This is a genomic window from Mesorhizobium xinjiangense, from assembly GCF_009749525.1.
GTDB classification, from domain to species: domain Bacteria; phylum Pseudomonadota; class Alphaproteobacteria; order Rhizobiales; family Rhizobiaceae; genus Mangrovimarina; species Mangrovimarina xinjiangensis.
Genome location: NZ_WOAC01000001.1, coordinates 13,074 through 38,096, shown reverse-complemented (window position 1 = coordinate 38,096; position 25,023 = coordinate 13,074). Strand labels below are relative to the sequence as shown.

Annotated in this window: 27 protein-coding genes; 15 read left to right on the top strand and 12 right to left on the bottom strand. The window is 65.4% G+C overall.

What is annotated here, in order from left to right; translation table 11 throughout:
- Window positions 1–11: 11 nt before the first annotated feature.
- The 3 genes from GM909_RS00205 to phnF all read right to left on the bottom strand — a co-directional run bounded on the left by GM909_RS00205 (window position 12) and on the right by phnF (window position 3,935).
- Complete coding sequence (locus GM909_RS00205; protein WP_157014185.1) at window positions 12–1,691, bottom strand: ABC transporter permease; 1,680 nt, start codon at window positions 1,689–1,691, stop codon at window positions 12–14.
- Between the two features lie 112 nt (window positions 1,692–1,803).
- Entirely contained in the window at window positions 1,804–3,030 is a 1,227-nt protein-coding gene (locus GM909_RS00200) for an ABC transporter substrate-binding protein (RefSeq protein WP_407941223.1), read from the bottom strand.
- A 125-nt stretch (window positions 3,031–3,155) separates the two neighbouring features.
- On the bottom strand, window positions 3,156–3,935 hold the full coding sequence (gene phnF, locus GM909_RS00195) for a phosphonate metabolism transcriptional regulator PhnF (RefSeq protein ID WP_157014183.1): 780 nt from the start codon (window positions 3,933–3,935) through the stop codon (window positions 3,156–3,158).
- 116 nt (window positions 3,936–4,051) lie between these two features.
- Here phnF and phnG point away from each other — a divergent pair, with 116 nt between their 5' ends.
- Genes phnG through GM909_RS00180 form a run of 3 tightly spaced genes read left to right on the top strand, consistent with a single transcriptional unit; the run spans window position 4,052 to window position 6,252 of the window.
- Window positions 4,052–4,522 carry a phosphonate C-P lyase system protein PhnG gene (phnG, locus tag GM909_RS00190; RefSeq protein WP_157014182.1) on the top strand — a complete coding sequence of 157 codons (471 nt, stop codon included), beginning with the start codon at window positions 4,052–4,054 and terminating at the stop codon, window positions 4,520–4,522.
- Window positions 4,522–5,133 (top strand): phosphonate C-P lyase system protein PhnH, encoded by a 612-nt coding sequence (phnH, locus tag GM909_RS00185; RefSeq protein ID WP_157014181.1) that lies wholly within the window; start codon window positions 4,522–4,524, stop codon window positions 5,131–5,133. The genes phnG and phnH overlap by 1 nt, the downstream gene beginning before the upstream one ends.
- Window positions 5,134–5,136: 3 nt before the next feature.
- Window positions 5,137–6,252 (top strand): carbon-phosphorus lyase complex subunit PhnI, encoded by a 1,116-nt coding sequence (locus GM909_RS00180; RefSeq protein WP_157014180.1) that lies wholly within the window; start codon window positions 5,137–5,139, stop codon window positions 6,250–6,252.
- An 11-nt stretch (window positions 6,253–6,263) separates the two neighbouring features.
- On the opposite strand, the gene GM909_RS00175 is transcribed toward GM909_RS00180, so the two are convergent.
- Together GM909_RS00175 and GM909_RS00170 are read right to left on the bottom strand one after the other, a co-directional pair.
- Complete coding sequence (locus tag GM909_RS00175; protein ID WP_198174062.1) at window positions 6,264–6,587, bottom strand: helix-turn-helix transcriptional regulator; 324 nt, start codon at window positions 6,585–6,587, stop codon at window positions 6,264–6,266.
- A 54-nt stretch (window positions 6,588–6,641) separates the two neighbouring features.
- Window positions 6,642–6,890, bottom strand: coding sequence for a type II toxin-antitoxin system RelE family toxin (locus tag GM909_RS00170; protein WP_157014178.1), 249 nt, complete (start codon window positions 6,888–6,890; stop codon window positions 6,642–6,644).
- Between the two features lie 95 nt (window positions 6,891–6,985).
- Between GM909_RS00170 and GM909_RS00165 the strand changes: the two genes are divergently transcribed.
- The 12 genes from GM909_RS00165 to phnN all read left to right on the top strand — a co-directional run bounded on the left by GM909_RS00165 (window position 6,986) and on the right by phnN (window position 18,306).
- Window positions 6,986–7,879, top strand: coding sequence for an alpha-D-ribose 1-methylphosphonate 5-phosphate C-P-lyase PhnJ (locus tag GM909_RS00165; RefSeq protein ID WP_157014177.1), 894 nt, complete (start codon window positions 6,986–6,988; stop codon window positions 7,877–7,879).
- Window positions 7,880–8,093: 214 nt separating this feature from the next.
- The gene (gene phnK, locus GM909_RS00160) at window positions 8,094–8,876 is read left to right on the top strand and encodes a phosphonate C-P lyase system protein PhnK (RefSeq protein WP_198174084.1); all 783 of its coding nucleotides are present in this window, start codon (window positions 8,094–8,096) and stop codon (window positions 8,874–8,876) included.
- Window positions 8,877–9,138: 262 nt separating this feature from the next.
- Window positions 9,139–9,846: a phosphonate C-P lyase system protein PhnL gene (gene phnL, locus GM909_RS00155; RefSeq protein ID WP_157014176.1), complete on the top strand. Its 708-nt coding sequence runs from the start codon at window positions 9,139–9,141 to the stop codon at window positions 9,844–9,846.
- Window positions 9,843–10,457: a DapH/DapD/GlmU-related protein gene (locus tag GM909_RS00150; RefSeq protein ID WP_157014175.1), complete on the top strand. Its 615-nt coding sequence runs from the start codon at window positions 9,843–9,845 to the stop codon at window positions 10,455–10,457. The genes phnL and GM909_RS00150 overlap by 4 nt, the downstream gene beginning before the upstream one ends.
- 111 nt (window positions 10,458–10,568) lie before the next feature.
- Complete coding sequence (locus GM909_RS00145; protein ID WP_157014174.1) at window positions 10,569–11,078, top strand: DUF3016 domain-containing protein; 510 nt, start codon at window positions 10,569–10,571, stop codon at window positions 11,076–11,078.
- Between the two features lie 157 nt (window positions 11,079–11,235).
- On the top strand, window positions 11,236–12,078 hold the full coding sequence (gene phnC / locus GM909_RS00140) for a phosphonate ABC transporter ATP-binding protein (RefSeq protein WP_157014173.1): 843 nt from the start codon (window positions 11,236–11,238) through the stop codon (window positions 12,076–12,078).
- A gap of 89 nt (window positions 12,079–12,167) precedes the next feature.
- Entirely contained in the window at window positions 12,168–13,076 is a 909-nt protein-coding gene (gene phnD, locus GM909_RS00135; RefSeq protein WP_157014172.1) for a phosphonate ABC transporter substrate-binding protein, read from the top strand.
- Between the two features lie 151 nt (window positions 13,077–13,227).
- Entirely contained in the window at window positions 13,228–14,196 is a 969-nt protein-coding gene (gene phnE / locus GM909_RS00130) for a phosphonate ABC transporter, permease protein PhnE (protein ID WP_157014171.1), read from the top strand.
- 4 nt (window positions 14,197–14,200) lie between these two features.
- Entirely contained in the window at window positions 14,201–15,721 is a 1,521-nt protein-coding gene (phnE, locus tag GM909_RS00125) for a phosphonate ABC transporter, permease protein PhnE (protein WP_157014170.1), read from the top strand.
- Between the two features lie 113 nt (window positions 15,722–15,834).
- Entirely contained in the window at window positions 15,835–16,542 is a 708-nt protein-coding gene (locus tag GM909_RS00120; RefSeq protein WP_157014169.1) for a DUF1045 domain-containing protein, read from the top strand.
- 1 nt (window position 16,543) lies between these two features.
- Complete coding sequence (locus tag GM909_RS00115; RefSeq protein ID WP_157014168.1) at window positions 16,544–17,686, top strand: alpha-D-ribose 1-methylphosphonate 5-triphosphate diphosphatase; 1,143 nt, start codon at window positions 16,544–16,546, stop codon at window positions 17,684–17,686.
- 8 nt (window positions 17,687–17,694) lie between these two features.
- Window positions 17,695–18,306, top strand: coding sequence for a phosphonate metabolism protein/1,5-bisphosphokinase (PRPP-forming) PhnN (gene phnN / locus GM909_RS00110; RefSeq protein WP_235911525.1), 612 nt, complete (start codon window positions 17,695–17,697; stop codon window positions 18,304–18,306).
- 36 nt (window positions 18,307–18,342) lie between these two features.
- Here the strand turns inward: phnN and GM909_RS00105 are convergent, their stop codons facing one another.
- The 7 genes from GM909_RS00105 to GM909_RS00075 form a co-directional block, all read right to left on the bottom strand.
- Window positions 18,343–19,437: a DUF1513 domain-containing protein gene (locus GM909_RS00105; RefSeq protein ID WP_407941222.1), complete on the bottom strand. Its 1,095-nt coding sequence runs from the start codon at window positions 19,435–19,437 to the stop codon at window positions 18,343–18,345.
- Window positions 19,437–20,513 carry an imelysin family protein gene (locus GM909_RS00100; RefSeq protein WP_157014166.1) on the bottom strand — a complete coding sequence of 359 codons (1,077 nt, stop codon included), beginning with the start codon at window positions 20,511–20,513 and terminating at the stop codon, window positions 19,437–19,439. The genes GM909_RS00105 and GM909_RS00100 overlap by 1 nt, the downstream gene beginning before the upstream one ends.
- Window positions 20,513–22,027 (bottom strand): di-heme oxidoreductase family protein, encoded by a 1,515-nt coding sequence (locus GM909_RS00095; RefSeq protein ID WP_157014165.1) that lies wholly within the window; start codon window positions 22,025–22,027, stop codon window positions 20,513–20,515. The genes GM909_RS00100 and GM909_RS00095 overlap by 1 nt, the downstream gene beginning before the upstream one ends.
- 150 nt (window positions 22,028–22,177) lie before the next feature.
- Window positions 22,178–22,663, bottom strand: a complete 486-nt coding sequence (bfr, locus tag GM909_RS00090) for a bacterioferritin (protein WP_157014164.1) — start codon at window positions 22,661–22,663, stop codon at window positions 22,178–22,180.
- The gene (locus GM909_RS00085; protein ID WP_157014163.1) at window positions 22,629–22,940 is read right to left on the bottom strand and encodes a (2Fe-2S)-binding protein; all 312 of its coding nucleotides are present in this window, start codon (window positions 22,938–22,940) and stop codon (window positions 22,629–22,631) included. Before GM909_RS00085 ends, bfr begins: the two co-directional genes overlap by 35 nt.
- Window positions 22,941–23,017: 77 nt before the next feature.
- Complete coding sequence (locus tag GM909_RS00080; RefSeq protein WP_235911573.1) at window positions 23,018–24,289, bottom strand: imelysin family protein; 1,272 nt, start codon at window positions 24,287–24,289, stop codon at window positions 23,018–23,020.
- Between the two features lie 22 nt (window positions 24,290–24,311).
- Window positions 24,312–24,815 carry a hypothetical protein gene (locus GM909_RS00075; protein WP_157014161.1) on the bottom strand — a complete coding sequence of 168 codons (504 nt, stop codon included), beginning with the start codon at window positions 24,813–24,815 and terminating at the stop codon, window positions 24,312–24,314.
- Window positions 24,816–25,023 lie beyond the last annotated feature (208 nt).

Below are 25,023 nucleotides of genomic sequence, written 5' to 3'. Positions count from 1 at the left end.
CTGCCGCCAATTCATATCCGCATGGCGCGGAACCGGCGGAATACCAGCGCCGGTATCGCCGTGGCAACGAGAAAGCCGGCCATCGGCAGGACCATCTGCAGAAAGGCATAGACGCCGATGACACGGCGGTTGCCGCCGGACGCGAGCGCCACGGCCTCGGTGGTGACGGTGGTGAGCCGACCGGCGCCGATCAGCACGGTCGGCAGATATTGTCCGACCGAAACGGCGAAGCCGACCGCGCCCGCCGTCACGATGGCGCGCGTCAGCATCGGCAGGCGCACCCGCAGCAAGGCCCGCCAGCGCGTCTTGCCGAGGCCCGAGGCGACGGCATCGAAGCGCCGGTCGAAGGCGCGCCAGGCATCGGACAATGACAGAAAGACATAGGGCATGACGAAGATCAGATGGGCCAAGATGAGCGCCGGCAGGTTGGCCTTCGCGCCGCCGCCGAGAAACAGAAGCTGCAGGCCGAAGAGGAAGGCCACCTGCGGCACGATGAGCGGCAGATAAAGAAGCCAGACGGCGCCGCGCCCGCCCCTTCGGCCTGTCTCGTCCTCGCGGATGAGGCACAGGATGGTGAGAAAAAGCGCGATCAGCGTGGCAATCAGCCCGACGATGAGCGTCGTGGCGAGCGGCGCGACGATGCGCGGCAGGGTGAAGGCCCAGCTCTTGAGCGAGACGCTGCGCGGCATGACGTCGGGAAACGGCCACAACCCGGCGACCGACCAGGCGGCAAGGGCACCCAGACCGGCGATCACGATACCCGCCGCCAGGCTCATCAGGCCGAGACCGAGCATCCGCGCAGGCGCGTCGCGGCGAAAGCGGTGCCCGGCTCTGGCGAAACGGTTGCGCCAGGCGGCACCGAGCCGTTCGAGCACGATCCATATGAGGATCGCAATACCGGTCACGGCAACCTGCAGCATCGCGCCGGCCGAGGCGAGGAAACGCATCGACAATTCGGGGTCGTTCATCCATTCGACCAGCCGCACGGCGAGCGTGGGCGGGGTCAGCGGGCCCAGGATGGTGGCGACGTCGACGACCGAGGAGGCGAAGGCGATGACCGCGAAGACGGCGAGCCGGATCTGGCGGTAGAGCGGCGGCCACAGGCAGAATATGAAGCCGGCGATGCGCCCATAGCCGAGCGAGGCGGCGATGGCGCGGGTGGGCGCGACGCGCAGTTGCGCAAGGGCGGCCAGGGTCATGAGAAACAGGAACGGAATCTCCTTCACCACCAGACCGGCGATCATGGTCAGCCCCATCGGGTCGTGCACGATCAGCAGGTCGGGCGGACGCGTCCAGCCGGTCAGCCCGGGCGAGACGAGCCGCGCCAGGAGCCCCGACGGCGCGATCATGAATGCAAGGCCGAAGGCGGCAGCCGCGTGGGGAACCGACAGAAGCGGCGAGACGAGGTGCTGGATGCGCGCGAAGCTGCGCGTGCCCGACCAGCCGGCGATGAAAAGCGCCACGACGGCAAGCGAGATGGCGGCCGAGGCGAGGCCGGCGGCAAGGCTGGTCATGGTGGAACGCATGATGCCGGGCTCATTGGCCAGCATGCGCGCCGGGGCAAGGCTGATTTCCGTTCCTCCCAGCGCCGGCAGATAGCCGAGCGCCGGCAGAAGCGTGCCGAAGAAGCCGAACAGGATCGGCCCGGCAAGCAGGACAATCGCCAGCGGCGGGCCGAGGCGGGCTAGCATGCGAGGATGCGAGAAATCGACGTGCGTGGCGTTCCCTCGCGCCCGCCTCGGGACGGCAGGGCAGAGGGGGGCAATCTAGGGCAAATGCCTGCCCGTTTGTCCGTCATCCCACTCAATTGCCCACGCCGTAGCGCCTCTTCCATTCGCCTTCCAGCCTTTCCATCCAGCTTGGATGCGGCTCGTCGAGCGCCGGGCCGAGTTCGTCCGGCGCCAGGGTCGCCACGCCGAGGTCGAGCGCCGTAAAACGCCGGCGGTCGGCCGGCTCGAGCTTGCCCGGCGCCAGCACCGTCGGGTCGCCCCAGACCTTCGGATCCTGCTTGCGCGCCTGGGCCTCGGGCGAGAGCAGGAAGTTGGCCGTGACCAGGGCGCCCGCCTTGGAGGCGGCGTTGTAGGGAATGGCGAGGAAATGCGTGTTGGCCAGGGTTCCGGCGGGAAAGGTGAAGGAGCGCACCGTGTCGGGCAGCTCGCCGTTTTCGATCGCGCTCGACGCCTCGGCCGGATTGAAGGCGAAGATGATGTCGACCTCGTTGTCGGCCAGCATCTGCTTCATCGCCGGATAGTTCTGCGGATAGGCGCGGCCACTGCGCCACATCGCGGGGTGCAACTCGTCGAGATAGGCAAAGAGCGGGGCGGTCACCGCATCGAATGTCGCCTCGTCGACCGGCTCCTGGAGCACCGAGCGGTCCTCGACCAGTTCGACCAGCACCTGCTTGAGGAAGGACGAGCCGATGAAATCGGGCGGCTGCGGATAGGAGAATCGGCCCGGATTGGCCCTGGCCCATTCAAGCAGCGATTGCGCATCGCTCGGCAGGTCCGCCGGATCGGTCCGTGCCTCGTCGTAGAAGAAGACGAGCTTGGCCATGCCCCAGGGGCTTTCCAGTCCTTCGACGGGCACGGTGAAGTCGGTCCTGACCGTCGGCTTGTTCTCGACGTCGACATACTGCCAGTTCGGCAGGTCTTCCGCCCAGCCGGGCGTCATCAGGAGGTCCTGCCGCTTCATGGCGGCGAAGTTCTCGCCATTGATCCAGATGAGATCGACCGAGCCGCCCTCGTCCTTGCCGGCGGCCTTTTCCGCCACGACCTTGGCCACCGCATTGGCGGTGTCGTCGAGCTTCACCTGGACGAGCTCGATCCCGAAGCGGCGCTCGATCTCGGCGCCGGCCCATTCGATATAGGCATTGATGTTCTGCGAGCCGCCCCAGGCGTTGAAATAGACCGTCTCGCCCCGGGCGTCCGCCAGCACGGCGTCCCAGTCCCGGGGATCCGGTTCACCTGCGCTCGTCGCATTCACCAGTGCGCCAAGCGCGAGGGCGGCCACAATCGTTCGGATCACGCGCAATCTCCCTTGTCGAACAATGCCGAAGTGCGATGGATTGAGCACGCGGCTACATGCGCGGTCAATTAAATGCCCGTCACGGCAGGGTCACTTCGGTGTGAACCATGGACGCGCGTCGCGCTGCGACTTCAGCGCTCGTTTCTTGCTTCCGTGGCCACCGACAGCTCCACCCGGTCGGCGGCAAAGCGCGTTTCGGCAAACTGCACCGGCGTTCCGGCGTCGTCGACATTGAGCGCCACGGCGACGAGCACGATCGCGCCGGGGGCGAGGTGCAGGTCGTCGAGATCGGCATTGTCGGCGTGGCGGGCAGAGACCAGGGTCGATTTTCGAAAGTAATCCCCGACGCCGAAGCGCTTGAAGGCCAGGGTTATCGAACCGGTCTCGGCATAGGCTTCGGCGAAACCCGGAAAGCGCGCCGCGTCGAACCAGCTCGTCGCCCGCGATACGGGCCGCCCGTCGGCCTCGCTCATCGTTTCCATGCGGATGACGGCCGCCCCTTCGGCAAGGCCCAGCGCTGCGGCCACACGGGGGTTCGCGCCTTCCACCGCATGATCGAGCAGATGGCCCCGGCGCGCGCTCGTCTGGTCGCGCAGACCATCCGAAAAGCGCGTGCGCGCGCCGATCGGGTAGGACAGGCGCTTGCGCCGCTCGATGAACGTGCCGCGGCCCTGCTCGCTGCGCAGCACGCCTTCGTGCACCAGCGCCGCAATGGCACTCCTGACCGTGTGCCGGTTGACCCCGAAGCGCTCCGCCAGCGCCGTTTCGGGCGGCAGGCGGCCGCCTTCGTCGAATGTGCCGCGGGCGATGCCGTGGCGGATATCGTCGGCGATCTGGCGCCATATGGCCACGCCGCTTCGACGCTCAAGCGTACTGGCGCCACCGTCGGCCATCTTCTTCATCCCTGTCATGCTCCCGTCATGGACACCCGGTAGGAAAGGGTATATGTTGTGTAGTTGTCTATATCAATAGACAAATTATAACAACCATCACGCCGACAGCAGATGCCGCGATCAGGGAAACCCCAATGAAGTCCGAACGGGCACGTGAAATGGAACTCCACGCACGCCGCAAGCAGGCCATGGCGGTGCTCGCCAGGGCGCCGGCGGAGCATGTGCACCGGCTGTGGAGCGAGGCGGGGTTTGAAGTCGAGGCGCGGCCGCTGCGCGGGCCGGAAACGGGGCTCGTGACGCTGCGCGGACGCATGGGTGGCGGCGGCGCGGCGTTCAATGTCGGCGAGGCGACGGTGACGCGGGCGAGCGTGCGGCTGGAAAGCGGCGAGATCGGTCACGCCTATGCGCTCGGACGCGACGCTGAAAAGGTACACATCGCGGCAATCGTCGACGCGCTCTGGCAATGCACAGAACGCCGCGATGCGGTGGAAGCGCGCATCGTCGCGCCGCTTGCCGCGGCGCTCGACGAAGCCGATGCCAAGCACGAGGCCGAGACGGCCGCCACGCGGGTCGATTTCTTCACCATGGTGCGGGGAGAGGACTGATGGAGACAGCAGCCAACGCCGTCGAGGGCGGTTTCGACGATGCCGTGCTGGCCGGGCAGGCGGCCTTCCGCGCCCAGATGGACGCCATGGCGCGTCCAGGAACGGTGCAGCCGGTGGCGCCGCTTACCGCGCCGCCGGGCCTGCTTTCCGCCGTGGCCGGCAGCGTGGCGCTGACCTTGTGCGATCAAGATACGCCGCTCTGGCTCGATCCGCGCATGCAGGCCGACGGCGACGTCAAGGCTTGGCTCGCCTTTCATTGTGGCGCGCCGCTCGCCCACACGCCGGCCGACGCGCATTTCGCCCTTGTCTCCAGCCCCGGCGAGCTGATCGCATTGGAGAATTTCGCCCAGGGCAGCCAGGACTATCCGGACCGCTCGACGACGCTCATCCTGCAGGTCGAAAGCCTGACCGGCGGCGAGGAACTGGCCCTTGAAGGGCCGGGCATCAAGGATCGTCACACGATCGCGCCAAAGCCCATGCCGCGGCATTTCCTCGCCCAATGGACGCAGAACAACGCCCGCTTTCCGCGCGGCGTCGATCTGGTGCTTGCCGGTGACGATGCGGTCGTCTGCCTGCCGCGTACCACCCGCATTTCGCGCCTGGAGAGCTGAGCCATGTATGTAGCCGTCAAGGGCGGCGAGACCGCCATCAAGAATGCCCACCGCCTGCTCGCTGATCGCCGCCGCGGCAACCGCTCGGTGCCGGCATTGGGCCTGGAGCAGATCGTCGAGCAGTTGGGGCTCGCCGTCGACCGCGTCATGGCGGAAGGCTCGCTTTACGACCGTGAACTGGCCGCGCTCGCCATCCGCCAGGCGCGCGGCGATATGATCGAGGCGATCTTCCTCGTGCGTGCCTATCGCACCACGATGCCGCGCTTCGGCTATTCCAGGCCGGTCGACACCGGCGCCATGCTGGTCGAGCGCCGGGTGTCGGCCACCTACAAGGATCTGCCGGGTGGCCAGGTGTTGGGTCCGACCTTCGACTACACCCACCGCCTGCTCGATCCCGCCCTCGCCGGGGATGTCTCGGTCGAAGAACCTGCTCTGCGCGAGGAGGAGAAACAGGCCATGCCGCGCGTCTCGTCGATTCTTGCGCAGGAAGGCCTGATCGAGGATGACGGCACGATGCCGCCCGGCCACGAGCCCGGCGACATCACCCGCACGCCGAACGAACACCCCATGGAGCGCGACCAGCGCCTGCAGGCGCTGTCACGCGGCGACGAGGGGTTTCTGCTGGCGCTCGCCTATTCGACGCAGCGCGGCTATGCCCGCTCGCATCCCTTCGTCGGCGAAATCAGGATCGGCGAGGTCGAGGTCGAGCTCGACGTGGCGGAACTGCCCTTTCCGGTCACGCTCGGGCGCGTGCGCCTCACCGAATGCCAGATGGTCAACCAGTTCAAGGGTTCGCTGAAGGCGCCGCCGCAATTCACCCGCGGCTACGGGCTGGTCTTCGGCCAATCGGAGCGAAAGGCGATGGCCATGTCGCTCGTCGACCGGGCTCTGAGGGCGAGCGAACTCGGCGAGGACGTTGTCGCCCCGGCGCAGGACGAGGAATTCGTCATTGCACATTCCGACAATGTCCAGGCGACCGGCTTCGTCGAGCATCTGAAGCTGCCGCACTATGTCGACTTCCAGGCCGAGCTCGACCTCGTGCGCCGCATGCGCTGCGAATATGACGAGCGCGAACAGGGCCAGGACACAACGGAAGAGAGCCGGGAGGCCGCCGAATGAATGCGCCCGCCTCAGTCTTCCTCATCGACCAGCACCTCGAGCGGCAAGCCGAGCGCGGCCGCCAGTTTCAGCCAGAGGCTGACAGGACCATCGCGCTTCCCGTTTTCGATGTCGGAAAGATAGTTTTGCGCAATGCCCACCTGTTCTGCCAACGCCGCCTGGGTGAAGCCGCGGTATTTGCGCCAGAAAGCGAGCGGAGACGCGGCATTGGCATACTCCAGCGCCTCTTCCGGCGACAGGCCAGGCAGTCGGCCGGCCTCATAGGCAGTCAAGTCGCGCGTGCTGGCAAGAGCCTCTTGCAGCGCATCCAACTCCGCGCGCGGCAGCACAGCCATTTCATCGCCGCTGGGCGTGGTGAAATAAGAACGCATAGTCATCGCTGTTCTTCCTCAATCATAAATCGAGCCGCGTGGACCGATCCGTTTGACAATGATCTCCTGCTCCCGGTCGACAAAGATGACGCGATAGTCGCCCACGCGCAGGCGAAATTCGTCCGATCCCCGCAGCGCCTTGACATTGTTCGCCTGTGCCGCCGGATCGGCGGCATAAGCATTGATCTTGGCGACAATGCGCGCCGCATCCGCGCGGTGCTTGCGCAAACCCTTGGCGGCGGTCGGCAGCAGAATGACCTTCTTCATTGCTCCAGTAGATATCACAAAATGCGATATGCTGGAAGCACTGTATCGCAATTCAAGATGAATGTAGCAGCAAAGACAGGATTGGAGGCGGCCGAATGAATGCGCCTGTCGAAAGCATCGCCACCTACAATTTCGCCTATCTGGACGAGCAGACCAAGCGGATGATCCGCCGCGCGATCCTGAAGGCCATCGCCATTCCCGGCTACCAGGTGCCCTTCGCCTCGCGCGAAATGCCCATGCCCTACGGCTGGGGCACGGGCGGCGTCCAGGTGACGGCCTCGATCATCGGGCCGGACGACGTCTTGAAGGTCATCGACCAGGGGGCCGACGATACGACCAACGCCGTCTCCATCCGCGCCTTCTTCCAGAAGGTCGCCAATGTGGCGGTCACCACCCAAACGCCCAAGGCGACGATCATCCAGACGCGACACCGTATTCCCGAACATCCGCTGGCCGAGGGCCAGACGCTGGTCTACCAGGTGCCGATCCCCGAACCGCTGCGTTTCCTCGAGCCGCGCGAGACCGAGACCAGGCTGATGCACGCGCTCGAGGAATACGGCCTCATGCATGTCAAGCTCTACGAGGACATCGCCACGAACGGACACATCGCCACCACCTATGCCTATCCGGTCAAGGTCAAGGGGCGCTATGTCATGGACCCCTCGCCGACGCCGAAATTCGACAATCCGAAAATGCACATGTCGCCGGCCCTGCAGCTCTTCGGCGCCGGGCGTGAAAAGCGCATCTATGCCGTCCCTCCCTATACGGACGTGATCAGCCTGGACTTCGAGGACCATCCTTTCGAGGTTCAGGCATTCGACAAGCCCTGCGCGCTGTGTGGTGCCGAAAACGTCTATCTCGACGAGGTGGTGCTCGACGATCGCGGCGGGCGCATGTTCGTCTGCTCCGACACCGATTTCTGCGAGCGCCGGCGCGAGGCGGGACATGGCGGAGAGATGGGCGCGCCAGTTGAAGGAGAAATCGGATGATGCGACGTCCGAACATGTCATACACCCCTCTGGCCTGCCGGCCATCTCCCCCACAAGGGGGGAGATTGGATGCCAGTTCCGCCTTCGCCAATCGCCGACCCTGCAGAACATGCCGTTGCATAGAAACGCCCGATCTCCCCCCTTGTGGGGGAGATGTCCGGCAGGACAGAGGGGGGCAACGTAGAGCGCGATTCTTGGAGACATTGCTGTGAGCATTACCGAAGACGACATCCCCCTCCTGCGCGTTTCGTCGCTGTCGAAATCCTACGGCGCCCGTGTCGGCTGCCAGGACGTCTCCTTCGAATTGTGGCCGGGCGAGGTGTTGGCCGTCGTCGGCGAATCGGGCTCGGGCAAGACGACGCTGCTCAACTGCCTGTCGACCCGCCTCATGCCGACATCGGGCACCGTCTCCTACCGCATGCGCGACGGCGATTGGCGCGACCTCTACCGCATGAGCGAGGCCGAGCGGCGCTTTCTCATGCGCACCGATTGGGGTTTCGTGCACCAGAACCCCGCCGACGGTCTCAGGATGACGGTCTCGGCCGGCGCCAATGTCGGCGAGCGGTTGATGGCGGTGGGCGACCGGCATTACGGGCGTATCCGCGAGACCGCGACCGACTGGCTGGGCCGCGTCGAGATCGCCGAGGACCGGGTCGACGACGAGCCGCGCGCCTTTTCCGGCGGCATGCGCCAGCGCCTGCAGATCGCCCGCAACCTCGTCACCGCGCCGCGGCTCGTCTTCATGGACGAGCCGACCGGAGGTCTCGACGTTTCCGTGCAGGCGCGTCTCCTCGACCTGTTGCGCGGCCTGGTGACCGATCTCGGCCTGGCGGCCATCGTGGTGACCCACGACCTCGCCGTGGCCCGGCTCCTGTCGCACCGCATCATGGTCATGAAGGAGGGGCACGTGGTGGAAGCGGGTCTCACCGACCGGGTGCTCGACGACCCGCACGCGCCCTACACCCAGCTTCTCGTTTCCTCGATCCTGCAGGTGTGATGATGGTTTCCTTCGCAGCAGCACCACACCCGTTCGCACCCCCCTCTGGCCTGCCGGCCATCTCCCCCGCAAGGGGGGAGATTGGATGTCAGTTCAGCCTTCGCCAATCGCCGGCGTCGCTGACGATTCGGCAGGCAAGCGGCCGTCTGATCTCCCCCCTTGCGGGGGAGATGTCCGGCAGGACAGAGGGGGGCAACACAGGGCGCACCAATTGGAGAACGAGGACCGGCCCTGTTGCGCATTGCGCGGAAGGACACCACTAATGCCCACCCCGCTCGTCGTCTCCGATGTCGCCAAGAGCTTCACCATGCATTTGCAGGGCGGCATTGCACTGCCGGTCGTTAAGGACGTGTCGTTTGCCCTGAAGGCCGGCGAATGCGCGGTCCTCGGCGGCCCCTCCGGCGCAGGCAAAAGCTCGGTCCTGAAGATGCTCTACGGCAACTACGCCGTCGACACCGGCCAGATCATCGTCGATCACAAGGGCGAGCTGATCGACATGGCGGGCGCCAGCCCGCGCACCATCCTCGCCATAAGGCGCGACACGATCGGCTATGTCAGCCAGTTCCTGCGCACCGTGCCGCGCGTGTCCGCCCTCGATGTGGTGGCCGAGCCGCTCGTCGCGCTTGGCCGCAATCGCGACGACGCGCGCGACAAGGCGCGCACCCTCCTGTCGCGGCTCAACCTGCCGGAACGGCTGTGGAGCCTGCCGCCGGCCACCTTCTCCGGCGGCGAGCAGCAGCGCGTCAACATCGCCCGCGGCTTCATCACCGGGCACCCCGTCCTGCTGCTCGACGAGCCGACGGCGTCGCTGGACGCGAAGAACCGCGCGGTCGTCGTCGACATGATCGCGCAGAAGAAGGCCGCGGGCGTGGCGCTGCTCGGCATCTTCCACGACCAGGATGTGCGCGACGTCGTCGCCGACCGGATGATCGACGTGACACGGTTCGCGCCGGAAAGGGCCGCGGCATGACAAGGTTGACCGAAGAGCCGCTCGTCGACCCGACGGCCGAGGTCGATGGTTCGACGCTCGGCCGCTTCACCGAGGTCGCCGCGCGCACGCGTTTCCATGATTCCGTGCTCGGCGACTATTCCTATCTGATGCAGGACTGCGGCGCCTGGTGCGCCGTCATCGGCAAGTTCGCCAATATCGCCGCCGCCGTGCGCATCAACGCCACCAACCACCCGACATGGCGGCCCACGCTTCACCACTTCACCTACCGCGCGTCGGATTACTGGCCGGATGCCGAGCACGAGGACGAGTTCTTCGACTGGCGGCGGGCAAACAAGGTCTCGATCGGTCACGACACCTGGCTCGGCCACGGCTCGACCGTCTTGCCGGGTGTCACCATCGGTGATGGCGCCGTGGTCGGCTCGGGCGCCGTGGTGACGCGCGACGTCGCGCCCTACACGATCGTCGCCGGCGTTCCGGCCCGGCCGATCCGCGAGCGCTTTTCCCGTCCGCTCGCCGAGCGCTTCCAGGCGCTGGCCTGGTGGGACTGGGATCACCAGCGCCTGCGCGCGGCGCTTGAGGACTTTCGCCAAATGGAGGCCGAGGCGTTCCTGGAGAAATACGAGGCCTGACACACCGCGCCGTTGCCGCCTCGCGCGGTTCTCACCGCGAGTTGATACGGCCTGCGCTTTCCCGATTGCCGGCGTGGGGATAGAATCGGGCGGCCGGAACGGGAGGTCGTCATGTTTCGCTTGCTCGCAGCCGCCGGCGCCCTGGCCCTGCTGACGGTGACGCCAAACCCAAGCCAGGCCGCGGGCGCCGTCGAGGTCGTTTTCGTTCATCCCGAGCGCTATCGCGACATCGACGACGATTACGGCGCGGCCGGCGGAGCGCGATCGCTGAAGGCGGTCGACGGCTATTTGCAGTATCTCGGCGAACGCTACCTGAAAAAGGGGCAGGCCCTGCGTGTCGAGATCCTCAACATCGACCTTGCCGGCGATCATGAACCCTGGCGCGGCGAATGGAGGGATGTGCGCATCATGCGCGACATCACCCCGCCTTCCTTCACATTGCGCTACACACTCAGGCAGAACGGCAGGCCGGTCATCGAGGCCGAGGAACGGGTCACCGACATGACCTATTTGTGGGGCGCGCGATCCGTCTATGCCGACCGTCCCTACGGCTACGAAAAGAAGATGCTTCGCCGCTGGTTCGAGCGGCGCTTCGTGCGCATGATCCCGCCGAGCGGCTGATCGCCTGCTCCGCTGCCGGAGCGTGATTTTCGCGCCGCCGCCGGCCCATTGTGGACCGTTACAGAACTGACATCATCCTGACATTGCAGCTTCATCCGGCTTCGTTAGCGAAGTCGTCAAGAACGGCCGAAAGCAAGGGCCAGACAGGGAAGCCGCAATGCTGGAAATCCGCAAGGTGACGCGCCGTTTCGGTAGCAACGTTGCCGTCGACAATGTCGATTTCGAAATCCCCAACGGCCAGATGGTCGGCGTCATCGGGCGCTCCGGCGCCGGCAAGTCGACATTGCTGCGCATGATCAACCGGCTGATCGATCCGAGCGGCGGGGCGATCCGCTACTGCGACACCGAGGTGTCGGCGCTCAAGGGCGCGGGCCTTCGCGCATGGCAGCGCGACTGCGCGATGATCTTTCAGCAGTTCAACCTGGTGCCGCGCCTCGACGTGCTGACCAACGTCCTTCTGGGGCGCCTTAACTATCGCTCGACGGCGCTCAATCTGCTCGGCATTTTTTCGCGCGAGGAGCGCGCCATGGCGATCGCCGCGCTGGAAAGGCTCGGCATCGCGCAGGCCGCGCTGCAGGGCGCCGGCACGCTTTCGGGCGGCCAGCAGCAACGCGTGGCCATCGCCCGGGCGCTGATGCAGCAGCCGCGGGTCATCCTGGCCGACGAGCCGATCGCCTCGCTCGATCCGCTGAATGCCAAGATCGTCATGGATTCGCTGGCCGACATCAATCGGCGCGACGGCATCACCGTCATCACCAACCTTCACACGCTGGATACGGCGCGCAGCTACTGCAGCCGCGTCATAGGCATGGCTGCCGGCAGGATCGTCTTCGACGGTCCGCCCGAGAACCTGACGGCGCAAGCCGTGCGCATGATCTACGGCGCCGAAGGGGATGATTCGGAGATTTCCGAGGACATCACCTCGACAGCCATCTCGGCCAAGCGTCCGAAGGTCAAAGCATCAGCCGCCTCCCTGGAGCCTGCATTCGCTGGCCCCTGAGAGGCGTGATCGTCTTGCCCGCGTAAGAGGCCATTGCGAAACAAATGGAAATTGCCGGTCCAGTGCCGGTCCATACGGGAGACATATCCATGTTCAGGAAAGCACTTCTCGGCGCCGTCGCCTTCGGCGCGCTCATGGTCGGTTCCGCGCAGGCGGAAGACTTGAAGGAGTTCCGCATCGGCATCCTCGGCGGCGAGAACGAAGCCGACCGTCTGCGCAACTTTCAATGCATGGTCGACACCTTGCCGGAGGTTCTCGGCGTCGAGAAGGTGTCGCTGTTCCCGGCGGCCGACTATGACGGCGTGGTGCAGGGGCTTCTCGGCGGCACGCTCGATTATGCCGAGCTCGGCGCTTCGGCCTATGCCAAGGTCTATCTGGAGAACCCGGACGCCGTCGAGCCGATCCTGACGACGGTCCAGACTGACGGGTCCACCGGCTATCATTCTGTCATGGTCGCCCGCAAGGATTCCGGCATGAGCAAGCTGGAGGACATGAAGGGCAAGAAGCTCGGCTTCGCCGACCCCGATTCCACCTCAGGCTTCCTCGTCCCCTCCGTCACCCTGCCGGGCGATGTCGGCGCCGACATCAAGGACTTCTTCTCCGAGACGGGCTTCGGCGGCGGCCATGAAAACCTGGTGCTCGAGGTCGTCAAGGGCACGTTCGACGCCGGCACGACCTGGGCCTCGGGCGTCGGCGACTTCTCCGACGGCTACACCTCGGGCAATCTCAGAAAGATGGTCGACAAGGGCATCCTCGACATGGACAACCTTGTCGAGCTGTGGAAGTCGCCGCTTATCCCGAACGGCCCGGTTGTCGTGCGCACCTCGATGGATACCGACATGAAGGCCAAGTTCAAGGATTTCATGATGACACTGCCGGAGAGCGATCCGGAATGCTTCTCGGCCATCCAGGGCGGCGACTACAAGAGCTACACCGAGGTCACGCCGGCCTTCTACAAGCCGATCATCGACGCGCGCAAGTCGAAGATCGGCTCGTAAGCGCAAACGCTTCGGCACAATCCTGACCAGGTCCTCTTCCCGCCCGTCCAGACCGGATCGGGGAGAGGCCCACTGCCGCGCAAGGGGGATCGACCGGCCGGGGGTGGCGTCGACAATGATTTCACCAATGCGGGCGCAAAAGTCCATTTCCATGACCACAACCACCCATTTCCCGGCATTGTCGGAAGCCGGCCGGACCGTCGAACGCCATTGGCGCGAACTGGCCGGACGCAGGCGCCTCCACACAATCCTCGGCTTGGTCCTGTTCACCGTCGCCATGGGCGGCTCGCTCTGGTTTGCCAATGCCACCAATGCCGGCAAGTTCTGGGACCGGCTGCCGCATTTCTTCGACTTCATTTCCATGCTCGTCCCGCGCGACGGCATGGAGGTCTGGCGGGCGCTGTTCGACCTGCCCTCGCCCTATGACGACGGCAGCCTCAAGTTCAATTATCCCGAGGGACGCGTCTATCTGACGGAGACGCTCTATCTGCCGGAATATTTCTACAAGATGATCGAGACGCTCAACATCGCGGCGGTCTCGACCCTGATCGGATTCGGCGCCGGCTTCTGCCTCTGCTTCCTGGCGGCGAAGAACCTGGCGGTCAATCGCTGGCTGCGTTTTTTCGTCCGCCGCTTCATGGAGGTGCTTCGCGCCTTTCCGGAAATCGTCATTGCCGGCTTCTTCCTCGCCGTCTTCTCGCTCGGCGCCGTGCCGGCCATGCTGGCCGTGACGATCCACACGATCGGCGCGCTCGGCAAGATGTTCTTCGAGGTCGTGGAGAACGCCGACATGCGGGCCGAGGAAGGGCTGCGCGCAGCCGGCGGCAACTGGATCGAGCGCGTCTGGTTCTCGATCGTGCCGCAGGTCATGCCGAACTTTCTGAGCTACGGGCTGCTGCGCTTCGAGATCAATGTGCGCGCCTCCACCATCATCGGTGCCGTCGGCGGCGGCGGCATCGGCGAGGCGCTGAGGCTGTCGATCAGCCGCGGCCACGAGGCCAAGACGCTGGCCATCGTGCTGTTGCTGTTCACCACCATCGTCGCCGTCGACCAGTTTTCGGCCTGGCTGCGCAAGCGCATTGTCGGGGCGCAGGCCTTCGATTTCGGCCGCGGAGGTTAATCTCATGAGCACATTGTCTACCGCCGAGGTCGACGAGATCGCTGCGCGCCATGTGGCCGCCTTCTCCGGCTCCTTGCGCCATCGCGTGACGGGCTGGCTCCTTGCGGCCGGCATCGTCGCCTATCTCGCCTTCGCCTGGTGGTTCTTTGCCATCGGGACCGTGTTTGCGGGCGGCAATTGGGACATTGCCGGCAACTATCTGGCCGACTGGGTGTCCTACGAGGTGCGCCCGGATGTCGCGTTCGGCGACAACCATCTGGAAATTTCCTATCCGCGCTTCTCGCCGTTGGGCGACGATCCACAACCAGGTTGGGTGACGACGGAGAGCGCCGAGGTCGAGGTCACGAAGGCAGGCGCCGGCGGTTCCGGCGGCGGCATGCAGTCGTCCTCGGGTAGCTTCCTCGGCACGGTTGGCGGCAAGCCTGCGCCGACCGGCGGCGCGGACGCGGCCGATGCGCCTGACGGGCCGGCCCTACCCGAACTCGTGCGCGAGGAGGCGGTCGTGCGCGCCATGGTCGAGATCGGCGCCGCCACGCTCGACATCCGCCCGGGACAGGTCGTCGCCACGCGCGGAGGCGACGAATTGGTCCTCGATATTCGGCGTAATGAAAGTGTCGACGCGGCAGGGCCGCTGCCGGCCTGGGCCAGCCAGCGTGCACCGGGCGAAAAGGTCATCCTGCGCTTCGGCTTTGCCGGCCGCGCCGAAATCGAGGACGACGAGGTCAAGATCCGTCACCGTTTCTGGGGCTGGGAGAACTTCCTGTTCGATACCCGGTCGCCTTTCTGGGGCAAGCCGATCGGTGAAGTGATGACCCTGGTCGCCTTTGGCGAACGCATCGATCCGCTAATGTCGAACGCGGCGCTCGCCTGGAACAACGTCGTCAACAATGCCGAATGGCAGCACGGCGATGTCTGGCTGAAACTGCTTCAGACCATCGTCATGGCCTTTGCCGGCACGGTGCTGGCGACCGCGCTCGCCTTTCCGCTGGCCTTTGCGGCGGCGCGCAACATCATGCCCAATCGCATTGCAAACCAATTGCTCAAGCGCCTCTTCGACTTCCTGCGCTCGGTCGACATGCTGATCTGGGCGCTGTTCTTCACGCGCGCTTTCGGCCCCGGGCCGCTGGCCGGCATTTCGGCGATCTTCTTCACCGACACCGGCACCTTCGGCAAGCTCTATTCCGAGACGCTGGAAAACATCGACGACAAGCAGCGCGAAGGCGTGCGTTCCGTGGGAGCGTCCCCGGCCCTGGTGCAGCGCTATGGCGTGGTGCCGCAGATCCTGCCGGTGTTTTTGAGCCAGTCGCTCTATTTCTGGGAATCCAATACGCGCTCGGCGACGATCATCGGCGCCGTCGGCGCCGGCGGCATCGGCCTGAAGCTGTGGGAAGCCATGCGCACCAATCAGGATTGGGAAAACGTCGCCTATATGGTGGTGCTGATCCTGATCGTCGTATTCGTGTTCGACGGCTTCTCCAGCGCCATACGCCATCGTCTGATGGGTGGAGGATTGCAGCGTGGATGACTTTTGCGGTTCGTTCTGATAGTCGGGATTTGCCCAGCCAGCTTCGTCACTTTGTCATGCAAATCGCGTAGATCATCCTGCTTGGCGAAGAACCAGGCAGGCTCAGGACACTCATGCGCTACGCAATCTATTTTACGCCCTCCCAGGATCATCCGCTGACCCGCGCAGCAACGCGCTGGCTGGGCCGCGACGCCTTTTCGGGTGAGACGATCGCGCAGGAAACGGTCGGGGCGATGAACGGGTCGGAACTGGCCTTTCATACCGCCTCGCCCCGCCGCTACGGCTTTCACGCGACGTTGAAGGCGCCTTTCGAACTGGCGCCGGGCAAAACCGAGGCCGAACTGATAGAGGCGCTCGATGCATTTTGTGCCGAAACGACGCCGTTCAGCATTCCGCAGATCGTCGCGCGCCAGCTTTCGGGCTTTTTCGCGCTGGTGCCGGAGGCGCCGGTCGAGTCCCTGCAGCGCTTCGCCGAAAATGTGGTGACGGCGTTCGACGGCTTCCGCGCGCCGATGCGGGAAGAGGATATTGCGCGCCGCGGCGCCGACGGCCTGAAACCGCAGGAGCTCAAATATCTCCATCAGTGGGGCTATCCCTACGTCTTCGACGCGTTCCGTTTCCATATGACGCTGAGCGGCCGCGCCTCGGGCGCGGAGGCCGATCGGTTGCGTGACGCGGTCGCCGAGCACTTTGCCGATTTTGTCGGGAAGCCCCTTGAAATCGCCTCCATTGCCCTGTTCGTGGAGCCGGAACCCGGCGCGCCCTTCACCGTGCGTGCATTCCGGCGTTTGGGGCAGGAACAGCAACGAAAGACAGCCTGACATGTCCGACGACATCACATTCGCCAACGCCCGTATCGTTCTCGCCGACGAAATCGTCGAAGGTGCGGTGCATGTTCGCGACGGCAGGATCGCCGATATTACGCGCAGCCCTGTCGCCGGTGAGGATTTCGAGGGCGACTACGTGATCCCCGGCCTTGTCGAATTGCATACCGATCATCTCGAGGGGCATTACGCGCCGCGTCCCAAGGTGCGCTGGAACCCGCTCGCCGCCGTTCTGGCGCACGATGCGCAGGTGGCGACCTCCGGTATCACCACCGTCTTCGATGCGTTGCGCGTCGGTCTTCGCATAGACGAGGATCCCGACATGACGGCGGCGGACATGCGCCGTCTCGCCGAGGCGATCGAGGACGGCGTTCGCCATGACCGCCTGCGCGCCGATCATTTCATCCACTTGCGCTGCGAGGTTTCGGCCGACGACTGCCTGGAGGGTTTCGAGCTTTTCGATGGCGACACGCGCGTCCGCCTGGCATCGCTGATGGATCACGCTCCGGGTCAGCGCCAGTTCGTCGATCTGGACACCTACGCGATGTATTACCAACGCAAGCTCAAGCTGACCGAGGAAGAGTTCAAACGCTTTTGCGAGACGCGGATGGCGCAATCGGCGCGCAATTCCGGTAAGCATCGCGTTGCCCTGTCGGAAGCCTGCCGGGCCCGCGGCATCGTGCTGGCGAGCCATGACGACGCGACCGAGGCGCATGTCGCCGAGGCCGTCGAGCAGGGTATTCGCGTGGCCGAATTTCCGACCACGCTGGAAGCCGCCGATGCATCCAAGAAGTCGGGGCTCGGCGTTCTCATGGGGGCGCCGAACGTCGTGCGCGGCGGCTCGCACTCCGGCAATGTCTCGGCGCGCGACCTGGCCGAGCGCGACTGCCTCGACATTCTGTCGTCGGACTATATCCCGTTCAGCCTGATCCAGTCGGCCTTCTTCCTCGGCGAGGTGGTCGACGCCATTTCGCTGCCGCAGGCCGTCGCCATGGTGTCGAAGAACCCGGCCGAGGCGACGGGGCTCACCGATCGCGGCGAGATCGCCATCGGCAAGCGCGCCGATCTGGTGCGGGTACGGGTCGACGAGCACATCCCGGTGGTCCGTTCGGTGTGGCGCGAAGGTCGCCGCGTCGCATGAGCGAACCGATGATCGCGACACCTTCGCCCGGATCCGGCCTGCGGCCGCGCCAGGGCGTGTTCGTTGCCGTCGTCGGACCGAGCGGCGCCGGCAAGGATACGCTGATCGACTATGCGCGGGACAACCTCGGCGCCCGTGCCGAGCGCGTTCATTTCGTCCGCAGGGTCGTCACGCGGCCGGCCGACGAGGCCAGCGAGGACCATGACACGATGACGCCGGAGGCGTTCGCCCGCGCCGCGGCCGAGGGTGCATTCGCGCTGTCATGGCAGGCCCACGGCCTGTCCTACGGCCTGCCGGCGAACGTCGATCGGCGCATCGAGGACGGCCATGTCGTCATCGCCAATCTGTCCCGCACCGCATTGGCGGCGCTCCGGGAACGCTATCGCAACGTTGTTGTGGTGCTGATCACCGCCTCGCCGGCAACGCTCGCCGAACGGCTGGCGGCGCGCGGCCGCGAAAGCGGCGACGAGATCTTGAAGCGGCTTTCGCGCGAGGCGGAATGCGACACAACCGGAATCACCGAGACGATCGTCAATGACGGCACGATGGAGGCGGCGGGCGAGGCGCTGCTCGGTGTCGTCGGCGCGGCGCTGGAACGGGCGACGCATTCACAACAATGACGACCGCAGGCGGAACGGCCCCGCTGCGCAGTGGTCTCACCCGATACGCAGCAGATGGTTGTCCCACACATAGCCGGGCAGTGATTCGGTTTTTCTTCCGGCAGGAGCGATCGCACCGGTCCCGGTCGTCGCCATGAAGCCGGCGTCCTCCGGCGCGAGACCGCAAACCTCGGTCATGGCCTGGTCGGACAGTACCTTGCCGCCTTTCGCCTCGATGACGACGAGGCGGTTGCCCTGCGGCGAGGAAACGGCGACGGTGCCGGCCTGCCGGTTGGCGGCGACCGAGCCGATATAGTTGCGGAAGCCGCCGACGATATCGGCCGGCAGTGCCACGAGTTTCCCTTCCTCGCCCGGGCGGGCCGTGCCGATCAGTTGCGGCCGATCGGTGGCGGGACCTTCATACTGGCATCCGAACCAGACCCGGCCGCTTCCGTCGATATCCATATGGCGGATCGAAAGCTGGTGCAGATCGGCAGCCAGGCTATGCTTTTCGACGAGATCGCCAGTCTCGCGGTCGACGAAGACCAGTGACGGCTCCATCGTTGCCAGGTTCAGCTTGGCGCGGCCGAAATCGGGATGCGTCTCGATGCCGCCATTGGCGATCGCCAGGGTTCGCCCGCCCGGCATCATGAGAACCTCGTGCGGGTCCATGCCGTGCGTCGGAAATTCGCCGACGCGCTTGAACCCTTCCGTCGCGTCATAGATGCCGATCAGGCCGGCCGCGGCCTCGAAATCGTTCTCGGTGGCGTAGAGCAGGCGTCCGTCAGGGGAAAACACGCCATGGCCGAAGAAATGCCGGCCCGGCGCGGCGGCAATGGTCTGCGGCGGGCTGCCGCCGCGGTGATCGAAGACGACGGCGAACTGGCCCGGCCGGCGGGCGAAGGCGACCGAGCGTCCCGAGACGGGATCGCTCGTAATGTCGTGGCCCCGGTCGGGCAGCGGCACGGTGTGCAGCAGGCGCGCGTCTTCGGAAAGAACGGCCACGCCGAATCCGCCCTGGCGGTCCTTGTAGGCAGTGGCGAAGACGGCATCGGCCGCGATCGTCGCAAGCGCCGCCCGCGGTGCCATTGCGGCGAAGAACCCGGCACCGGCCGCCTTCAGGAAGTCGCGGCGCTCGATCAGCGCCCGCATCAGTCGCCATCCAGCGACGAAAAGCCCGCCGTCAGGCCGTATTCGCCCGAAAGCCCCGTGCCGACGAGGTCGGACAGGCCCGACGTGACGATGCGGGCATAGACGATCCTGCCGCGTGCCGTCTCGTCGGCCAGCAGCTCGGCGATGGGCGCGTCGAGATCCGACAATGCCCGCTCGAGATTGGCGAATTCGAAGCGGATGGAGCCATCGATCCACTCCGCGTCGTCGCCGAGGTTGTCGCCCAGCCCGGCGCCGTCATAGACGGCAAGCATGCCGCCCAGGTTCTGCCTGATCGACGCAATGGTCTGGCCTGACCGCCAGTAGAGCGCCCGTTTGGGCCGGTCGTCCGCCGGTTCTTCGCCGAGGAACCCGTCGATACGCACGTCGCGCACCATCTCCAGGCCGTGCACGAGGATGTCGAACAGCTCGCTGACGGCTTCCGCGTCGTCGCGGTAGAGCGGATTGTCGGGCGAGGGAGCGGTCCACAGTCCGGCAATGCCGTCCTGGCTCGCCCATTCGTCTGAAACCGCGGACGAAATCTGCGCGATATTGTCTGCCACGGCCTGCCCGTAGGCGCAGCGAAACGATGCGCCATCCTGCCCGAGCGCCTCCGATCCGGTGCCGAACAGGATGAACTCCAGGGCGCCGAAGCCCTGCATGGCGACGCTCTTTTTCTGCAGTGAGGCAAGGCTGGCGGCCGTTTCGTCCTTGCCGGCAAGTATGCCCTGCACCTGCTTCAGGCCGCGGCTGCGCCGGTCCGGCCAGAACAGCAGGCGTTCCAGCCGGTTGTCCTCGGTGATCGGTCCGATGCGGACGGGCTCGATGAAGGACCATGCGCCGGCGGCTTGCATGAAGGCGTCTTGCGCCGCGGCCAGCCGGTCCGGCGAGGGGGCCTGGCACAGCGCTTCCATGGTCTTCGCGGCCGCGACCGAGCGTTGCGCGAAGGCGGCATAGGCCGGGCGCACATAATTGTCGATTGCAGCCTTCACAGCATTGATGGAGGGCTCGGCGGCGTGGGCCATCGGCGCGGCGCAGAACGTGGCGGCGGCAAGGCCGATGAGAAGCGGACGTAGCATTACAAGGACTCCAGGAAGCGGATCAGGGCCTCGCGATCCTGCTTGCCGAGGGCAGCGAAGGCGTCGCGCGAGGCTTCCGCCTCGCCGCCATGCCACAGGATGGCTTCGGTCAGGTTGCGTGCCCGCCCGTCATGCAGGAAGAATGTATGGTCGCTCACCGTCTCGGTGAGCCCGATGCCCCAAAGGGGCGGCGTGCGCCATTCGCCGGCGCGCGCATCGCCGACGATCTGCCAGTCGGTCAGGCCGAGACCCATGTCGTGGACCAGGAAGTCCGAATAGGGCCAGATGAGCTGGAAGGCATGCGCCGCATTCGGCGCGTCGCGCCGCGTGACGAATTTGGGCCGGTGGCAGGCCGTGCAGCCCGATGCATAGAAGATTTCCTTGCCGCGCAGGACCTGCGGTTCGTCGACGTTGCGGCGCGCCGGCACGGCGAGGTTCTGCGAGTAGAAGGTCACGAGATCGAGGATCGGGTCGGGCGCCTCGGTCTTGCCGAGGCGCGGCTGAACGCCGGTCGGCGCGGCCATGCATTTCTCCTGCACCGATGTGCAGTCGCCATGATGCTTTGCCGCGTCGGGGGTCGAAATGCCGATATCGCCGGCAAAGGCGTCCGCCGCCTGCTGCCGGATCGACGGCGTCTGCGCCTTCCAGCCGAAGCGTCCGAGCGCCAGCGCTCCGCTTGCCGCGTCGCGCGTGATGTTGACCCGGCCGGAGATGCCGTCGCCGTCGGCGTCGTCGGGATCGGCAAGCGCCAGAATGTCGGCTGGATGGATCTGCTCGACGAGGCCCAGCCCGATCATCTGCGGCGTGACGCGCGGCGACAGGGTGGTGGAGACGTCGAGCGGCCCGTAGGCAAGGTCGCTCACGGAATATTCGGGCTTGCGCATCGGCACCTCAGCGCCGTCGTCGAGCGTGACGGTGAATTCCTCGTAGGAAATCTCCATGCGCCCTTCCGCCTTCAGCCCGGGCACGGCGAAGTCCTGCAACTGCCCGCCATAGATGGGATCGGGCAGGTTGAGCAGTGTCTTGCTCTTCAGCAATTGCTGTTCTTGCGGCGTGCGCGGGGCGCGCGGCAAACGCAGGAACATCGAAGTGGCGTCGGCACTGCCTTCCGGCGGGTGGCCGCGGCCGTCCTTCAGGTGGCAGCTCTGGCAGGCACGCGCGTTGAACAGCGGTCCCAGCCCGTCGGAGGCCTGGGTCGAGGAAGGCGAGGAGACCCAGAGCTTGCGAAACAGCGCATTGCCGAGCTTGAACGTCTCTTCTTCGGCAAAGCTCAGATTGGCGGAAAAGTGCGAAAAGGCGTCCCGGTTGACCAGCTTGCGCGAGGTCGCCGCGCCGCCCTGCATCGTCTCGAAGCGCTCGGGCGCGGAAAAATCCTCCGTCGGCCGCGTCACCTTCTCGACGCGTGCCTTGTCCTTGTCGTTCAGGTCGTCGCGATTGGTGGGGATGCCGGCGAGGTCGCCGGCATGGGCATGCGTGGTGAGCAAGGCTGCGAGAATTGCTGCGCCAGCGCTCATGCAGCGCTGACGATTGCGTATCGCAATTTCACGGCGGTTGCGGACACCGAATCCGGCCAACGTCCAAATCCCGGCGGGCAGACGATCGCCTGCGGAAAAGCGCATGCGGCTTACGCCCTTCAGTGCCCGCCGCATGCGCCGTGATCCTTGTTAGTCCGAGTCGTCGGCCGATCCGGCGTTGAGCAGGCCGTAGCGTTCTTCGCCGATCGTCTTGAGCAGTTCGAGCTGCGTCTCGAGGAAGTCGATATGTCCTTCCTCGTCGGCGAGCAGTTCTTCGAACAGCTGCATGGTGACATAGTCGCCGAGCTGCTGGCAGATTTCGCGCGACTGCTTGTAGGAGGTGCGGGCGTCATATTCGCCGGCGAGGTCCGATTCGAGTACTTCCTTGACGTTCTCGCCGATGCGCAGGGGCGCCACCGACTGCAGGTTGGGATGGCCTTCCAGGAAAATGATGCGGGCGACGAGCTTGTCCGCATGGTGCATTTCCTCGATCGATTCCTCGCGCTCCTTCTTGGCGAGCTTCAGATATCCCCAATCCTCCAGGAGCCTGTAGTGGAGCCAATACTGGTTGACCGCACCCAGCTCAAGGAACAACGCCTCGTTAAGCCGCTCTATGACTTGTGGTTCGCCTTTCATGACGCCTGCTCCCGTATTGGCCGCGCAGTTCCCGTACGCGGTCCAGGTGTGAAACGATATCGTCGCCGGCCGCGTCCGACCGGCTATGATAGTTCTCGGTTACCCGAATGATCGTTTCCACCACATTTGGGAAGCAGCCGCAACAACGTCCTCGCCGCGAAAGCGCGTGATACACCTTCGCCGGCACGATGAGCTGCCAGGGATCGGCCTCAAGCAGGCCGATGATCGTGTCTTCGATTTCCTTCTCGGTAATCAGGTTGCAATGACAAGCAAGCATCTTGCTACGCGACTTTTCCTTGCGCTTGCGGCCGCGTCCGGCCGCTGGCTGGGTTCACATATGGTGTTCAGGCAGGCTCACTGAAACACCGCATCGGGATCATCGAGACTGTCGGAGCCTTCAAAGGCGATCTGATCGAGCTCGAGCGCGGCGACGGCACGCTCGATCGAGCGCGTCTGGTCGATCAGGGCGTCGATCGCGGCCTGCACCGCGGCATTGCCTTCGGCATTGCCCTCGCCGATCATCTGGTCATAGGCCTCGCCGGCCTCGGCACGCGCGACCATGGCCTTCATGGCCGCCACGGTCGCGTCGAGCTTGGCCGTCAGTTCGGCGTCGAGGTCGGGATCGGCTTGCTTCACCAGATCGGCGATCGCCGGACCGTCGACCATCGTCCCGTCGACACGCTCGTACTGGCCGGCATAGACGTTGCGAATGCCCAGGGCATCGTAGAAATGCGACATGTGGGTGTTGTCGGAGAAGCAGTCATGCTCCTCTTCCGGGTCGTGCAGGAGCAGGCCGAGCTTCATGCGCTCGCCGGCGAGCTCGCCATAGGACAGAGAGCCGAGACCGGTCAGGATCGTCGCAAGGCCGGTATTCGGATCACCTTCCAGAAGCCCTGCGCGCGCCGCGCCGTCCTCACCCCAGTTGGCGACCATCTCCTCGAGGTCGGCAATCAGCAGATCGGACGCCGCGGCCAGATACTGGGCGCGCCGGTCGCAATGGCCGCCGGTGCAGTTGTCGGGATCGAAATCGGTCGCGGGCCGCGCGCCGGCACCGGCCTCGGTGCCGTTCAGGTCCTGGCCCCACAACAGGAACTCGATGGCGTGATATCCGGTCGCCACATTGGCTTCCACGCCGCCGGCCTCCTGCAGCGTGCCGGACAGGAATTCCGGCGTGATCGTGCTCGCATCGACCGCTTCGCCGTTGATCTCGATCGACGGGTTGGCGATGACATTGGCGGTGTAGAGCGTGTTGTCGTCCGATTCCGTGCCGTAGGACGCATCGACATAGTCGATCAGCCCCTCGTCGAGCGGCCAGGCGTTGACGCGGCCCTCCCAGTCGTCAACGATCGCGTTGCCGAAGCGATAGGCTTCCGTCTGCTGATAGGGAACGCGCGCCGCCTTCCACGCCGTCTTGGCGGCCTTCAGATTGTCCTCGCTGGGCGCGGCGATGAATGCATCGATCGCCTCGTCGAGGGCGACTGCCGTCGCCAGAGAATCCTCGTACTTGGCCTGCGCGATATCGGCGTAGCTCGACAGCACCGCCTGCGGGTCGGTCTCGGCATATGCCTGTCCCGCCAACGCCAGGGTGACGGCGGCGGCGCTTGTCGTGATCGTCCAGGATTTCAGCAAAAGGACGCTCCTCCCAATCTCAATGAATTGTCTTGTGGGTTGCAGGTGTGGCGCGTGCCACGATATCGGCGATGGCTGCTTCGGGGATCGGCAGCAGGTAGTGCCGCATCGAGGCCAGCGTGTTCGCATAGCCTTCGGCGGCCGCGGCCACGTCGTCGGAGCGCATCGGACAGCTGATTGCATTCAGACAGACCCGCACCGCCGCCGGGTCGTCGTGCTGCAGGCCGGCAACCAGCCCGAGCGCCAGGCATTCCTCGCGGCATACATGGTGCGCACCGAAAGGGAAGGAGCGCAGCGGACAGTTGGCGCACTGCTTGAGCGTGCGCACGAAATGGCCCAGTTCGCCCCAGGCGCGGCGGCCGGCCTGCGGGCCGAGCATCGCGGCGTAAAGATCCCAGGCCAGTTCCCACGGCTTGACCGAGCCGGTGTCGTAGCCGGCGATCCAGCGGCGATAGCCTTCCAGCACCAGCTTCTCGGGCGGGCGATCGAAATAGCAGCCGTGATGATCTTCAAATTCAGTCATTTATGCCGACAGGCGCTCGCCCACACCCGGCACTCGTGCAGCCTTTCAAGGCGTTCCGAACGGGTGAAATCGAACATCCGGTCCTCCAATCGAACGGGTTCAAGGCCCATACATCAAAGGCGTTGTGGCGCATTCACGCTGCCTGCTTATGGACTCCGAACCGGGGCCGTGTCAATTCGCGGGCAATGGAAAGTGATTGAAAATCAAT